The following is a 14,806-nucleotide window of genomic DNA, read 5'->3' as shown; positions in this document are numbered from 1 at the left end:
TTGCCGCCTATTCGACATCTTCAGGAGTGCACAGTGCCAGGAACGAATCTCACCCGCGCCGAAGCCCAGGAGCGGGCGGCCATCGTCCGTACGGAGAGCTACGAGGTGGCGCTCGACCTCACGACCTCGGCGGAGACGTTCGCCGCAGTGACGACGGTGCGGTTCGCAGCCGAGCCGGGCGCCGAGACCTTCATCGATCTCATCGCCGATGCGGTCGAGAGCGTCGAGCTGAACGGCGAGCTGCTCGACCCGGCCGAGGTCTTCGCCGATTCGCGGGTGCGGCTGCCAGGTCTCGCCGCCGAGAACACGCTGACCATCGCGTCGACCCAGGCGTACACGAACACCGGCGAAGGCCTGCACCGCTTCGTCGACCCGGTCGACGGCGAGGTCTATCTCTACTCGCAGTTCGAGGTGCCCGATTCACGGCGCGTGTTCGCGGTGTTCGAGCAGCCCGACCTGAAGGCGACCTTCACCTTCTCGGTGACGGCGCCCGCGCGCTGGGAGGTCATCAGCAATCAGCCGACGCCCGAACCGGATGCGGCGGGCGAGGCGAACGGCGAGGCCATCGCCACCTGGAAGTTCGAGCCGACTCCGGTCATCTCGAGCTACATCACGGCGATCGTCGCCGGCCCGTACCACGTCGAGCGCTCGGAGCTCGAGAGCATCGACGGCCGCACCATCCCGCTCGGCGTCTTCTGCCGCGAGTCGCTCGCGGAGCACCTCGACGCCGATTACATCTTCGACAAGACCCGCGAGGGCTTCGCGTTCTTCGAGGGTCAGTTCGACTACCCGTACCCCTTCGACAAGTACGACCAGATGTTCGTGCCCGAGTTCAACGCCGGCGCGATGGAGAACGCGGGCGCGGTGACCTTCACCGAAGCGTACGTGTTCCGCAGCCAGGTCACCGACGCGATGCGCGAGCGCCGGGTCGTCACCATCCTGCACGAGCTCGCCCACATGTGGTTCGGCGATCTCGCGACCATGCGCTGGTGGAACGATCTGTGGCTGAACGAGTCGTTCGCCGAGTACATGTCGACCCTCGCGACCGCCGAGGCGACGGAGTGGTCGGAGTGCTGGACGACGTTCGTGGCGAGCGAGAAGTCGTGGGCGTACCGGCAGGATCAGCTGCCGTCGACGCACCCGATCGTCGCGCCGATCCGCGACCTCGAGGATGTGCTCGTCAACTTCGACGGCATCACCTATGCGAAGGGCGCGTCCGTACTGAAGCAGCTCGTCGCCTGGGTGGGCCGCGAGCCCTTCATGGCGGGTGTGCACGACTACCTCGTGAAGCACCATCACGCGAACACCGAGCTGCGAGACCTGCTCGTCGAGCTCGAGGCCCGCAGTGGGCGCGATCTCGCCGAGTGGTCGCAGCTGTGGCTCGAGACCGCCGGCGTCAACACGCTGCGCCCGGTCTTCGAGATCGACGGCGATGGCCGCTACACGGCATTCGCGATCTCGCAGAGCGCGAACGACGAGTACCCGACGCTTCGCCCGCACCGCATCGCCGTCGGCTTCTATTCGCTCGAGGGCGGGGTGCTGCGCCGCACCAAGCGCGTCGAGCTCGACATCGACGGCGCGCTGACCGAGGTGCCCGAGCTCGTCGGCGCCGATCGGCCGGACCTGCTGCTGCTCAACGACGACGACCTCAGCTATGCGAAGATCCGTCTCGACGAGGCGTCGCTCGAGACGGCAGCTGCGCATCTCGGGGACTTCGAGGAGTCGCTGCCGCGGTCACTGGTCTGGGGCACGCTCTGGGATGCGACGCGCGACGGCGAGTTCCCGGCCTCGCGGTTCATCGACATCGTGCTGCGCCACATCGACCGCGAGACCGCGTCGACCACGCTGCGCACGCTGCTGCAGCAGGTCTCGCTCGCGGCCGAGAACTACGTCGACCCGTCGCGAAGCGACTCGGCCGTGGCACGCGTCGCCGATCGGCTGTGGGAGCTCTCGGGCGCTGCGGCGGCCGGCTCGGACAACCAGTTCCAGTTCGTGCGCGTGTTCGCTCAGCTGGCACGCACGGATGCGCAGCTCGATCGCGTGATGCAGCTGCTCGACGAGTCGGTCTCGCTCGACGGCCTCGACATCGACACCGATCTCGGCTGGGAGCTGCTCATCGCGCTCGCCGCCGGCGGCCGTGCGACGGCCGAGGAGATCGATGCGGCCCTCGCCGACGATCGCACCGCGAGCGGCGAGCGCTCCGCGGCCCACGCGCGCGCCGCTCTGCCGACGCTCGCGGACAAGCAGGCGGCCTGGGAGTCGACGTTCGGCGCGCCGGGCGCATCGAACCTCGTCATCCGCTCGACCGGGCTCGGGTTCCTGCACACCGCCGACCTCGCGCTGCTGACGCCGTTCGTGGAGCAGTACTTCTCGGCGCTGAACCGCGTGTGGGAGTCGCGCAGCTACGCGATCGCGGAGGAGCTGATCGACGGCTTCTACCCGTCGCCACTGGCGAGCGCGGAGCTCGCGGAGACGACCCGCGGGTGGCTCGACGCGAACCCCGAGGCCCCGGCGGCGCTGCGGCGTCTCATCATCGAGCATCTCGCCGGCGTCGAGCGCGCGCTCGTCGCACAGGCCGCCGACCGCGCCGCGAACGGCGCGGAGGGCTAGGTGGACGGTGTCGACCAGGTGGAGGAAGTCGTGACGAACGCGTTCGTGTCGTTCCTGCACACCTACCAGGCGCCGCTCACGGTGCTCGGCATCATCATCGTCGCGGTGCTGCTGAACTGGGTGCTGCGGCGCCTGCTCATGCGCACCGTGACGCAGATCGTGCGAGGGGTCAAGAAGGCGCAGGATGTCGATACGACGTCCGAGATCCAGGCCTCCCCGTACGTGAACGCGCGCGCCGTGCAGCGCACCCGCACGCTCGGCACCGTCGGCCGCGCGGTCATCACGTGGACGATCGTCGTCATCGCGCTGATCCTCATCCTCGGCACCATGGGCGTGAATCTCGGTGCCGTGCTCACCTCAGCGGGCATCGTTGCCGCGGGTCTCGCCTTCGGCGCGCAGAACATCGTGAAAGACATCTTGAACGGCATCTTCATGGTGTTCGAGGATCAGCTCGGCGTCGGCGACATCGTGCAGATCGGCGAGGTCAGCGGCACCGTCGAGGACGTGGGCATCCGCGTCACCCGCGTGCGTGCGATGGACGGCACGCTCTGGTTCATCCGCAACGGCGAGATCCTCACCCTCGGCAACTCGTCGCAGGGCTGGGGGCGCGCCCTCATCGACATCACCGTGCGGGCCGATAGCGACCTCGAGAAGGTCGAGCAGACCGCCATCGATGCGGCGCGCGCGATCCGCTCCAGCCCCGAAATCGCGCGCAAGGTGACGAGCGAGCCCGAGGTCTGGGGCGTCGAGAGCGCCTTCGGCGACCGCGCGACACTGCGCCTCGCGGTGCGCACGCGCCCGGAGGCGCAATGGGCGGTGCAGCGCGCGCTCCGCGCCTCGCTCGTACGGCATTTCAACGAGGCCGGCATCAAGCTGGCCGAAGAGCTCCCCCGATTCCCAGGAGGCACGGCATGACCGAACAGCCCGTTCCCGGTGAGCGCGCGGCGACCGAAGGCGTCGCGCCCGCACCGAACCTGACGCTCCGATCGGGAATCGACGGCGATGCGCTGACCGAGACCTTCTGGCACCGGGTCGGCGGCACCGAGACCTTCGAGAGGCTCGTGCGCGCCTTCTACGCCGGCGTGCGCGAAGACCCCGAGCTCAACTTCATGTACCCGCAGGACGACTGGGAGGGCGCGATCTGGCGGCTGCGCACCTTCTTCGAGCAGTACTGGGGCGGCCCCACCGCCTATTCGGAGCAGCGCGGGCACCCGAGACTGCGCATGCGGCACGTCGCGTTCCCCGTCACGCCGCGGGCGCGCGACCGCTGGCTGCACCACATGAACGCCGCACTCGACGAGGTCGCCCTGCCGCCGATCTACGATGCCCCGTTCCGGGACTACGTCGACCGCGCGGCGACCGCCATGGTGAATCGCCTCGAGTAGCGCGCCGCTCATGCGATCGAGCGGCGACGGGGAGCACGCGAGGCGATCCCTGGCGCCGCACATCTCGCAGTCAATTTCAGAAAGCAGAAATACTCGATTAATTCACCCCTGAAATGTGCGATTCGGTCATGATTCGTGCCCCAAAGTGGAAGTAGCCCAACTCCCCGCAGCACCGGCGGGCGAGCAGCCACCACGCAAAGGAATCAACGATGACCGCCTTCCAAGACAACATCGCAGCAGTTCAGGAGCTCAAGCAGCAGGGCGGCGCAGGCTGGGATGCGATCAATCCCGAGTACGTCGCACGCATGCGTGCGCAGAACCGTTTCAGGACCGGGCTCGAGATCGCCCAGTACACGGCCGACATCATGCGCCGGGACATGGCCGAGTACGACGGCGACTCGTCGGTCTACACGCAGTCGCTCGGCGTCTGGCACGGCTTCATCGGCCAGCAGAAGCTGATCTCGATCAAGAAGCACCTGAAGAGCACGAACAAGCGCTACCTCTACCTTTCGGGCTGGATGGTCGCGGCGCTGCGCTCTGAGTTCGGCCCGCTCCCCGACCAGTCCATGCACGAGAAGACCTCGGTGCCCGACCTCATCGAGGAGCTCTACACCTTCCTGCGCCAGGCCGACGCCCGCGAGCTCGACCTGCTGTTCTCGCAGCTCGACGACGCCCGCCGCGCCGGCGACGACACGGCGGCCGAGTTCATCCAGTCGCAGATCGACAACTACGAGACCCACGTGGTGCCGATCATCGCCGACATCGACGCCGGCTTCGGCAACCCCGAGGCGACGTACCTGCTCGCGAAGAAGATGATCGAGGCCGGTGCGTGCGCGCTGCAGATCGAGAACCAGGTCTCCGACGAGAAGCAGTGCGGCCACCAGGACGGCAAGGTCACCGTGCCGCACGAGGACTTCATCGCGAAGCTGAACGCCATCCGCTACGCCTTCCTCGAACTCGGCATCGACAACGGCGTGATCGTGGCCCGCACCGATTCGCTCGGCGCCGGCCTCACGCAGAAGCTCGCCGTCAGCACGACCCCGGGCGACCTGGGCGACCAGTACAACTCGTTCCTCGACGTCGAGGAGATCTCGGAGGCCGATCTCGGTAACGGCGACGTCGTCATCAAGCGCGACGGCAAGCTGCTGCGCCCGAAGCGCCTCGCCTCGAACCTGTACCAGTTCCGCACGGGCACCGGTGAGGATCGCGTGGTGCTCGACTGCATCACGTCGCTGCAGAACGGTGCGGATCTGCTGTGGATCGAGACGGAGAAGCCGCACGTGGAGCAGATCGCCGGGATGGTCGACCGCATCCGCGAGGTCGTGCCGAACGCGAAGCTCGTCTACAACAACAGCCCGTCGTTCAATTGGACGCTCAACTTCCGCCAGCAGGCCTTCGATCAGATGACCGAAGAGGGACAGGACGTGTCGGCGTACGATCGCGACAAGCTCATGAGCGTCGAGTACGACGCGACCGAGCTCGCGCGCCTCGCCGATGAGAAGATCCGCACCTTCCAGAAGGACGCGTCGGCTCGCGCCGGCATCTTCCACCACCTCATCACCCTGCCGACCTACCACACGGCGGCGCTGTCGACCGACAACCTCGCGAAGGGCTACTTCGGCGACGAAGGCATGCTGACCTACGTGCGCGACGTGCAGCGCGAAGAGATCCGTCAGGGCATCGCGACGGTGAAGCACCAGAACATGGCGGGCAGCGATATCGGCGACAACCACAAGGAGTACTTCGCCGGCGAGGCCGCACTCAAGGCGGGCGGCAAGGACAACACGATGAACCAGTTCGGCTGATCATCCTCTCCGATCGCAGAGCCGATCGGAAGCACCCGGGCGGGGGTCGCGGCTTCGGCTGCGGCCCCCGCTTCGCGGTCGTGGCTTAGCCTGAACGGTATGAGCTCCTCCCCTGCCGGTTCGCGGCCCGTGCCGTCCGGTCTCGCCGGCCCGCCGCCCGAGATGATGCCGGTGCCGGCCGCCGTGCGGCGCGCGCTCGCAGCCCGCGCTCTCGGCGATGCGCGGCTGCGCCCGGTGTGGCGCAATGGCGTCGGCGGCCTGACGTTCGCGGTGGGCGGCGGTTCGGGCGGGCCTCTCGACAGGGATCGCCCCGCCGCGAAGTTCTTTGCGAAGTGGAACCCGGCCGGGTCGGGCGAGTCGCTCTCCGCCGAAGCGGAGCGCCTGCGCTGGTTGCGCGGCCGCCACTCGGCGCCGACCGTTGTCGAGCTCATCGCGGACGGCGGCGAGGAGGTGATGCTGACGCGCGCGCTGCCCGGCGCCTCGGCGGTGGCGGAGCGCTGGAAGCGCGACCCCGGGACGGCGCTGCGCGCCCTTGGCGACGGACTGCGCCGGCTGCACGCGACGCCCGTCACCGGCTGCCCGTTCGACTGGAGCGTCGAGTATCGCATCGCCGCCGCGGGAGTCGACGCCGAAGCCCTCGGGCCGGTGCCGCCCATCGACCGGCTCGTCGTCTGCCAGGGCGACCCGTGCGCACCGAACACCCTCATCGCCGCTGACGGGTCGTTTCTCGCCCACGTCGACCTCGGGCGGCTCGGCGTCGCCGACCGCTGGGCCGACCTCGCCGTGATCACGATGTCGCTGGAATGGAACTACGCAGATTACGACGAGGCGGTCTTCTGGGAAGCCTACGGCGCTGAGCCCGACCCGGCGCGCATCGACTTCTACCGCGGGCTCTGGAACGCGGAGTAGCCCGACCGCCTCACGCTCAGTAGTGGTATCGCGCCTGCAGAATGATGAGATCGTCGCCGTCCACGAGGTACACGAGACGGTGCTCCTCGGTGATGCGCCGCGACCACGCTCCCTGCGCACCGTACTTGAGCTGCTCGGGTTTCCCGATCCCCTCGAACGGGTCGCGCAGGCAGGCATCGAGGAGCGTATTGATGCGCTTCAGCACTCGTCGATCCGCGGTCTGCCAGTGCTTGTAGTCTTCCCATGCCGATCGGTCCCACGACAGGCGCATCATTCGTCTCTATCGAGCTCGTGTTCCTCAGCACCTCCGGTACGTGCGCGCTCGTAGGAATCGAGCAGCCTGCGCGCATTCGCCGGCGAGCGGAACAGGTACGCGGTCTCCTGCCATGCTGCGTACTCGTCGGCGGGCATCAAGACGGCGTTGCCTTTTCGAGAGACGATCTCGACGGCGTCGCGGTCGGCGTTGACGCGCTCGATCAGCGGAAAGAGTGTGCGTCGAGCCTCGCTCACGGTGATTGACATGACCGACCCCGCCTCTCAACAAATTGTACGTCTTTATGGTACCACTTGCGCGAATGATGTTACGACGACACCGCAAACGATCGATGCGATACTGACGGCATGGATATCCACCTCACCGACGACGTCGCAGCCGACCGACTGCTCACCGAGAACCCGCTCGCCCTGCTCATCGGCATGCTGCTCGACCAGCAGGTCGCGATGGAGGTCGCCTTCGCCGGGCCGCTCAAAATGCAGCAGCGCCTCGGCGATATCACGGCCGAGCACCTCGCTTCGATCGATCCCGACGACTTCGAGGCGGCGTTCAAGCAGACCCCGGCCGTGCACCGCTTCCCCGGGTCGATGGCGGCGCGCGTGCAGAAACTCTGCCAAGGGCTGATCGATGAGTGGGGCGGCGACGCCGCGGCGATCTGGACGCAGGGCTCCCCCGACGGCAGGACAGTGCTGAAGCGACTCAAGTCACTGCCCGGCTTCGGCGATCAGAAGGCCAAGATCTTTCTCGCCCTGCTCGGCAAGCAGGTCGGCTTCGACGGGGCCGGGTGGCGCGAGGCCTCCGCCCCGTACGGCGCCGAGGGCACGCACATGAGCGTGGCGGACATCACGTCGCCCGAGACGCTGCTGCTGGTGCGCGAGGCGAAGCGCGCCGCGAAAGCCGCCGCGAAGCGCGGCTGAGCAGCACGGGCATTCGCCTCGCCATGGTCGAACTGCGCCTCGAAGCGATCGGTCCGTTCAACCACCGGGCGGTGCTCGCCATGCTCACCGCCCATGCCGTGCCGGGCGTCGAAGCGGTCGACGGTGCGGTCTACCGGCGCCTGATCTCGGATGGCGGCGGAAGCGAGGCGCGGCCGGTGCTCATCGAGCTCGTCTTCGACCCGCACGGCCTCACGGCGCGCTTCGATGCGGAGCTCCGCGACCCGCACGGCACTGCCGCGATGCTGCGCCGATGGTTCGACCTCGACGCCGACATCGCAGCGATCGACGCCGCGCTCTCGCCCGACCCGCTTCTCGGCCCGATGATCGCACGGCACCCGGGCGTGCGCATCACCGGCCATCCCGACGAGTTCGAAGCGGTCGCGGCCGCCATCATCGGGCAGCAGGTGTCACTCGCGGCGGCCCGCACCTTCTCGAGTCGCCTCGCTGCCGCTTTCGGCGCCGTCGCCGGCGCATGGCGCTCGCTACCGACCGCTGCGGCGCTCGCGGATGCGGGCCCCGAGCGGATCCGTTCGCAGGTCGGCCTGACCGGGGCGCGCGCACGCGCCCTGCACGAGGTCGCGAAGCGTTGGGCGGGCGGACCGTTGCTTGCCGGCACTTCTGCGGCCGAGGCGCGGGAAGCACTGCTCGCGATCCCTGGCGTCGGCCCCTGGACCGCCGACTGCCTGCTCGTGCGCGCGATGCAGCATCCGGATACGTTCGTGCCCGGCGACCTCGTCGCCCGTCGAGCTCTCGGCATGGACCAGAAGCAGGCCGCCGCGCGATCGGAAACCTGGGCCCCCTACCGCTCGTACGCACTGCTGCAGCTGTGGACGCACGCCTCGTACCTCTGAGGCTCCCCTGCGCCTGCGAAGAGACGACCGATCATAGTAACCTCGATATGTTCGCCCACGCGGCGTCCGCCTCCTTAGCTCAGTGGATAGAGCAACAGCCTTCTAATCTGTCGGTCACTGGTTCGAATCCAGTAGGGGGCACCATTATTTGGAATTGCCATGATCAGGAACTCCGTTCCTGGGAAGCGGTCGCACCTCGCTCCCCGCGAGAATCGCGAACGCGACGCGTTCGCTTCGAGATTCTCGCGCTGGTTCGAATCCAGTAGGGGGCACCGAGCGTTCTGCGAAGCATCGCTTCGCATGCGAGGCGACCCCAGCCGCCACAGCGGCTGCCCACGCGCGTGTTTTCGGCCGCTCGCATGAGGACGGACGGACTCGCCGCCCGAACCGACGGAGTGCTGGGCCGGATAGGATCGCAGGATGCCCCGAACCTCCAGAGCCCCGCTTCCGTTCGAGGTTTGGGCCCTGGTAGCGGGCGCCTTCGCGGTTGCCCTCGGCTACGGCGTGGTCGCCCCGGCTATCCCCCAGTTCGCCCTCGAGTTCGGTGTTTCGAAGTTCGCCGCCTCGGCGATCGTGAGCGCCTTCGCGCTCATGCGACTGGTCTCGGCACCGTTCGCGGGGTGGATCGTGGCGCGCATCGGCGAGCGGCTCACCTACACGATCGGCATCCTGATCGTCGCGCTCTCGACCGGAGCGACGGCGCTCGCCGCCGACTACACGCAGTTCATCGTGCTGCGCGGTGCGGGCGGAGTCGGATCGGCCATGTTCACCGTCGCCGCCACCGCGCTGCTCGTCAAGGTCAGCCCGCCCGACTCGCGCGGGCGCGTCGCGAGCCTCAATGCCGCCGGGTTTCTGCTCGGCGGCCTGCTCGGGCCGGTATTCGGCGGCATCGTCGCGGGCTTCGGACTGCGCGCGCCGTTCGTGTTCTACTTCCTCACCCTGCTCGTGGCCGCCGCTGTCGTCGCGATCGCGCTCAGGCGGTCGACGTTCGCCGGCGGCCCGGCCACCGGCGCCACCGACGCGGCACCGCTCGGCCTCGCGGAGGCGCTGCGTGTTCCGCAGTACCGATCGCTGCTCCTGTCGGTGTTCGCCTTCGGTTGGGCATCGTTCGGCGTGCGCATCTCGGTCATCCCGATCTTCGTCGCGGTCGTCTACGGCGGCGACGCGGCGGATGCCGCCTGGGTGCTCGCGGGTTACGCTGCCGGCAATGCGCTGCTCATCTTCCCATCGGGCCGCTGGACCGATACCGTCGGCCGCAAGCCGCTGCTCGTCACCGGCATGGCCGTGCTCGCGGCGAGCTATTTCGTCTTCCCGGCTTCGCCATCGCTGTGGGCGGCGATCGCGCTCATGGCCGTCGCGGGCGCCGGTTCGGCGCTCGTGAACCCGGGTCAGCAGGCCGTGCTCGCCGATGTGCTCGATCAGCGCCCGGGCGGCAACGTGGTCGCCGCGTACTCGATGATGACCGACCTCGGAGGGGTGCTCGGACCGCTCATCGCGGGCGCGATCCTCGATCTCGCGGGGTTCGGGTGGGCGTTCGGCGTCACCGCAGCGCTGATCGTCGCTGCCCTGATCGGGTGGGTGCTGGTGCGCGACCTCGCACCGGCGAACCGTTCCCCGGAAGATTAGGCGGCGCGTCGGAGCGGTGCCCCGTGGCCGGGCTCAGCTAGTCGGTAGCACTGCTTTCGCGGGCGGGGAGCATCTACTGACCAGCTGCGCTCAAAAGAATGAGGGGCCAGGGATCGCCGGGCCTCAGCCTTCGAGGTCGTCCACCCCGGGCATCCAGGTGAGCCCGGGCACGCCCCACCCGTTCTTGCGCCGCGCCTTCTGCGCCCCCTTGCTCTCGGGGTGCACGAGGCGGTCGACGTAGAGCAGCCCGAGCAGGTGGTCGTACTCGTGCTGCATGATGCGCGCGAACCAGCCGCTCGTCTCGAGCTCGAACCACTCGCCGTCGATGTCCTGCGCGCGCAGCAGCGCGCGCTCGGAGCGGCGCAATGCGAAGCGCTCGCCGGGGAACGAGAGGCAGCCCTCGACGTCCTCCTCGTCGGGCAGGCCGGGCTCGGGCGGCGAGATCCAGAGCGTCGGGTTGATCGCGACGCCGCGCGCCGGTGCTTCCTCCTGATCGTCGTACATCCAGACGAAGATGCGCTTGCCGATGCCGACCTGGGGCGCTGCGAGCCCCACACCGGGCGCGCGCTCGCAGGTTTCGAACATGTCGCTCACGAGTTCGCGCAGACCGTCGTCGAACTCGGTAACGGTCTCGGCGGGGCGGTGCAGCACGGGCTCGCCGCAGATCGTGATGGGAAGAACTGCCATGTGCTCAAGCCTAGTAAAGTTGCAGCTATGTCGAATACGCCCGCTGAGCAGATTGTCTGGATCGATTGCGAGATGACGGGGCTCGACACCGATCGAGACGGTCTCTGCGAGATCGCCGTGATCGTCACCGATTTCGATCTCGAGCCGCTCGATGCGGGGTTCGAGATCGTCATCGATCCCGGCGCCGAGGCGCTCGAGCAGATGAACGACTTCGTGCGGTCGATGCACGAGAAGTCGGGGCTGCTCCCCCGCATCGAATCGGGCGCTTCGGTGGCCGACGCCGAGCAGCAGGTCCTCGACTACGTGAACCGCTTCGTCGGCCCGGGCCGACGGCCGCTGGTCGCGGGCAACACCATCGGCATGGATCGTCGCTTCATCGCGAAGTACATGCCGACGCTCGAAGAGCGGCTGCACTACCGCAGCATCGATGTCTCCACGATCAAGGAGCTGGCGCGCCGCTGGTACGTGCCCGCCTACTTCGGAGCGCCCGAGAAGCGCGGCGGCCACCGTGCGCTGGCCGATATCGCCGAGTCGATCCAGGAGCTCGCGTACTTCCGCAAGACGGTGATGGTCGAGGGATCGGGCCCCGATAAGGTCGTCTCGGCCCAGGCCGCCGAAGAGGCCGGCGCACGCTACGCCGCGCTCATCGACGGCGACTCCGCGATCTCGGAGTAGTCCCGCGTAGGGTGGGCCGCATGAACGCACCTGCCGAAACCGCACCGCAGCTCGAAGCGCTCGACGAGACCGGCATCGGCCGCGTGCTCGTCGTCGTCGCCCACCCCGACGACCCCGAGTACGGCACCTCCGCCGCCGCGGCCGAATGGACCGCACGCGGCATCGAAGTCGGGTATCTGCTGCTCACCACCGGCGAAGCCGGCATGCAGCGCCCGCCCGAGGAGGCGGCGCCGCTGCGCGCGCAAGAACAGCGGAAGGCATGCACGGAAGTGGGAGTCGAACACCTCACCATCCTCGATTTCCCCGACGGCATGCTCGAGTACGGTATCGAGCTGCGCCGAGCGATCGCACGCGAGATCCGACGCTTCCGCCCCGATGCCGTGATCACCGGCTCCGGAGCGCTCGTCGTGCCCTGGGGCCTCGATCATGCCGACCACCGGGCGACCGGGCTCGCGACGATCGATGCGGTGCGCGACGCGGACAACCGCTGGCTCTTCACGGAGCAGCTGCAGGACGAGGGGCTCGCACCCTGGGGCGCGACGTGGCTGCTGCTCACCGGCGCCGAACCGAACTGCGCCGTCGAGGTCTCCGAGCAATCGGTCCGTCGCGCCGTGGCCTCGCTCTCGGCCCACCGCGCCTACCTCGCCGACCTGCCGTGGCACGATGCTCCGGAAGACCTGATCCCTGGCGTGCTCGCCCAGGCGGGGTCGCAGGCAGGGTCGCCGTTCGCGGTCGCGTTCCAGGCCCATCGCCTGCGCGCGTAGCAGTTCGAGCGTCATCCCACCAGGGGTGGACCGTTACCGAATCGTTGCATAACCTGGATGCACACGATGAGGAACTTTCAGATGCTGACGGGAACCGACGCGAGGACCGGCCGGGTGCAGGCTCGGCCGGCGGGTAGCGCCGTGCGGCGTGACGTGCAGGGGCTCCGCACCATCGCCGTCGGGCTCGTGCTCATCTACCACCTCGCGCCGCAGCATCTGAGCGGCGGCTACATCGGCGTCGATATCTTCTTCGTCATCTCGGGCTTCCTCATCACCGGGCAGATCCTCGGCGAGCTCGACCGCTCCGGACGCATCGACCTGCCGCGGTTCTGGGCCCGCAGAGCGAGACGCCTGCTGCCCGCCGCGATGGTCGTGCTCATCGTGACCGTCGCCGGGGTCTACGCCTTCGTACCGACCGGGCTCACGCCGGCCTTCCTCGCGCAGGTCGCCGCCGCGACCGGCTACGCCGAGAACTGGATGCTCGCCGCCCAAGCCGTCGACTATTCCGCTGCCGGTGCCGCGGCCTCACCGGTGCAGCACTACTGGTCGTTGTCGGTCGAGGAGCAGTTCTACATCGTCTGGCCCCTGGTTGCGGTGCTCGCGATCGCGATCGCCGCGAAGCTGCGGGCCCGCTCTCGCGACCGGGCGCCGGGCCTGCGCGTACCGGGGCCCGCAGGCGTCTTCGCCGCGCTGATCGTCGTCATCGCGCTGCTCTCATTCGGGCATTCGATCGCCGAGACCGCCGCGAACCCCTCGTGGGTGTACTTCTCGACCGCGACGCGGGCATGGGAGTTCGCGTTCGGCGGCGTGCTCGCCTGGCTCGCGGCCGCACGTCCCGCGTGGACCCGTGCGCTGCAGCGGATCGACCCGCGGCTGCGCATGGGCGCGGTGTGGGCGGGCGCGGCGGGCATCGTCGTCACCGCGCTCGTTTATTCGGATGCGACACCGTTCCCCGGCGCGACGGCCCTGCTCCCCGTCGTGTCGACCCTGCTCATCGTCGCTGCAGCAGAACCGGGCGGCCCCGGATCGCTCCAGCCGCTCCTCGCCTCACGGCCGATGCAGTGGCTCGGCGACGCCTCGTACGGCATCTATCTCTGGCACTTCCCATTCATCGTGCTCGCCCCGTACCTGCTCGGCCGCCCGCTCGATTTCTGGAGCGGCTGCATCGTCGTCGTGGCGACGCTCGGCGCTGCGGCCCTGTCGAAGCGATACGTCGAAGACCCGTTCCGCTTCGGCCCTGCCCGACGATGGAGCAACCGGCGCTCGCTCGCCTTCGCGGGAGGCGGCATGGCCGTGCTGATCGGGCTCACGCTCGGCGGCTTCGGGGTCGCGAAGCAGGAGGTCGCGGCGGCGCAGCAGAGCATCGCCGCGGACCTCCGCGTCGCCGATCGGTGCACGGGTGCAGGCGCGCTCGACACCGGATCGGGATGCGAGGCAGTGCCCGATCTCGAGCCGACGCCGGGCATCGACCTGGTCGCCGACCGCCCCGAGAGCTGTCTATCGAACGTCGCGGGCGATCAGCTGCTCGTCTGCGAGTACGGCGCACCGGTGGGCGAGGCCGAGCGCACGGTCGCGCTCCTCGGCGATTCCCACGCCGAGCAGTGGCTCACCCCGCTCAAGCGCATCGCCGAGCGCGAGAACTGGCATCTCGTGGTGATGGCGAAGGGATCGTGCCCGTTCACAACCGCCGAGCGCGACTACGTCACGAAACCGGAGGCCCAGAACGAGAAGCTGCGGGCCGACTGCAGCAGTTGGAACGATCAGGTCATCGAGGCTCTCGAGGAGCGCCCCGAGATCGACACGATCGTGACCTCCGCGAAAGCCGCGAACCGCGTCGTCTCGAATGCGGAGGATTGGCAGGATGCCGCCGTACTCGGCTACGAGGAGCGCTGGCAGCAGCTGCCCGGAAGCGTGCGCGGCGTCGTGGCGATCGCCGACACCCCGCAGATGCCCGAGGACGTGCTGCAATGCGTGGGCGAGAACGGCGAGAAGGCCGCGAGCGCGTGCGCGGCACCCGCGACGGAGCAGCCGGAGGACGACCCGCTGCTGCGCGCCGCGGCGGTCAGCCGCAATGTCGAAACCGTCGACATGGGCCAGTACTTCCGCTCGGGCGAGGAGCACCCTCCGGTGCTCGGCGGCGTACTGGTCTATCGCGATTCGCATCACATCAGCTGGGCCTACGCCGAGACGCTCACCGATGCGCTCGCCGAACGGCTCGACCCCGCAATGCCGGAGCTGTCAAACGCGCCGACTGCCGCCGATGCACCCGGGTAGGCGCGCGG

Annotated in this window: 14 protein-coding genes and 1 tRNA gene; 12 read left to right on the top strand and 3 right to left on the bottom strand. The window is 68.7% G+C overall.

The window, feature by feature from the left end; all coding sequences use genetic code 11:
* Positions 1-33 precede the first annotated feature (33 nt).
* The 5 genes from pepN (at position 34) to NHL51_RS10760 (ending at position 6,709) form a co-directional block, all read left to right on the top strand.
* Complete coding sequence (gene pepN, locus NHL51_RS10780) at positions 34-2,610, top strand: aminopeptidase N (RefSeq protein ID WP_434143678.1); 2,577 nt, start codon at positions 34-36, stop codon at positions 2,608-2,610.
* Complete coding sequence (locus tag NHL51_RS10775) at positions 2,611-3,525, top strand: mechanosensitive ion channel family protein (protein ID WP_434143676.1); 915 nt, start codon at positions 2,611-2,613, stop codon at positions 3,523-3,525.
* The gene (locus NHL51_RS10770) at positions 3,522-3,995 is read left to right on the top strand and encodes a globin (protein ID WP_434143674.1); all 474 of its coding nucleotides are present in this window, start codon (positions 3,522-3,524) and stop codon (positions 3,993-3,995) included. The genes NHL51_RS10775 and NHL51_RS10770 overlap by 4 nt, the downstream gene beginning before the upstream one ends.
* A 209-nt stretch (positions 3,996-4,204) precedes the next feature.
* Complete coding sequence (locus tag NHL51_RS10765; RefSeq protein WP_434143672.1) at positions 4,205-5,800, top strand: isocitrate lyase; 1,596 nt, start codon at positions 4,205-4,207, stop codon at positions 5,798-5,800.
* A 99-nt stretch (positions 5,801-5,899) separates the two neighbouring features.
* Positions 5,900-6,709 carry a phosphotransferase gene (locus tag NHL51_RS10760; protein ID WP_434143670.1) on the top strand — a complete coding sequence of 270 codons (810 nt, stop codon included), beginning with the start codon at positions 5,900-5,902 and terminating at the stop codon, positions 6,707-6,709.
* Between the two features lie 16 nt (positions 6,710-6,725).
* Here NHL51_RS10760 and NHL51_RS10755 read toward each other — a convergent pair whose 3' ends face one another.
* Together NHL51_RS10755 and NHL51_RS10750 are read right to left on the bottom strand one after the other, a co-directional pair.
* Positions 6,726-6,980 (bottom strand): Txe/YoeB family addiction module toxin, encoded by a 255-nt coding sequence (locus NHL51_RS10755; RefSeq protein ID WP_434143669.1) that lies wholly within the window; start codon positions 6,978-6,980, stop codon positions 6,726-6,728.
* Positions 6,980-7,231, bottom strand: coding sequence for a type II toxin-antitoxin system Phd/YefM family antitoxin (locus NHL51_RS10750; RefSeq protein ID WP_434143667.1), 252 nt, complete (start codon positions 7,229-7,231; stop codon positions 6,980-6,982). Before NHL51_RS10750 ends, NHL51_RS10755 begins: the two co-directional genes overlap by 1 nt.
* Positions 7,232-7,330: 99 nt before the next feature.
* Between NHL51_RS10750 and NHL51_RS10745 the strand changes: the two genes are divergently transcribed.
* From NHL51_RS10745 to NHL51_RS10730, 4 genes are all read left to right on the top strand, one after another.
* Positions 7,331-7,900 carry an HhH-GPD-type base excision DNA repair protein gene (locus NHL51_RS10745; protein WP_434143666.1) on the top strand — a complete coding sequence of 190 codons (570 nt, stop codon included), beginning with the start codon at positions 7,331-7,333 and terminating at the stop codon, positions 7,898-7,900.
* 23 nt (positions 7,901-7,923) lie between these two features.
* Positions 7,924-8,772, top strand: coding sequence for a DNA-3-methyladenine glycosylase family protein (locus NHL51_RS10740; protein WP_434143664.1), 849 nt, complete (start codon positions 7,924-7,926; stop codon positions 8,770-8,772).
* A 68-nt stretch (positions 8,773-8,840) separates the two neighbouring features.
* Positions 8,841-8,916, top strand: a tRNA-Arg gene (locus NHL51_RS10735).
* A 276-nt stretch (positions 8,917-9,192) separates the two neighbouring features.
* Positions 9,193-10,398 carry an MFS transporter gene (locus NHL51_RS10730; protein ID WP_434143662.1) on the top strand — a complete coding sequence of 402 codons (1,206 nt, stop codon included), beginning with the start codon at positions 9,193-9,195 and terminating at the stop codon, positions 10,396-10,398.
* Between the two features lie 123 nt (positions 10,399-10,521).
* Here the strand turns inward: NHL51_RS10730 and def are convergent, their stop codons facing one another.
* Positions 10,522-11,085, bottom strand: a complete 564-nt coding sequence (gene def / locus NHL51_RS10725; RefSeq protein WP_434143660.1) for a peptide deformylase — start codon at positions 11,083-11,085, stop codon at positions 10,522-10,524.
* A gap of 27 nt (positions 11,086-11,112) precedes the next feature.
* Between def and orn the strand changes: the two genes are divergently transcribed.
* The 3 genes from orn (at position 11,113) to NHL51_RS10710 (ending at position 14,798) form a co-directional block, all read left to right on the top strand.
* Complete coding sequence (gene orn / locus NHL51_RS10720) at positions 11,113-11,760, top strand: oligoribonuclease (RefSeq protein WP_434143658.1); 648 nt, start codon at positions 11,113-11,115, stop codon at positions 11,758-11,760.
* A 20-nt stretch (positions 11,761-11,780) separates the two neighbouring features.
* Positions 11,781-12,524: a PIG-L deacetylase family protein gene (locus tag NHL51_RS10715; protein WP_434143657.1), complete on the top strand. Its 744-nt coding sequence runs from the start codon at positions 11,781-11,783 to the stop codon at positions 12,522-12,524.
* 81 nt (positions 12,525-12,605) lie between these two features.
* Positions 12,606-14,798, top strand: a complete 2,193-nt coding sequence (locus tag NHL51_RS10710; RefSeq protein ID WP_434143656.1) for an acyltransferase family protein — start codon at positions 12,606-12,608, stop codon at positions 14,796-14,798.
* Positions 14,799-14,806: the final 8 nt, after the last annotated feature.

The organism is Leucobacter sp. gxy201, assembly GCF_051043335.1.
Classification (GTDB): Bacteria; Actinomycetota; Actinomycetes; order Actinomycetales; family Microbacteriaceae; genus Leucobacter.
This window is presented reverse-complemented; position numbering and strand designations above follow the sequence as displayed.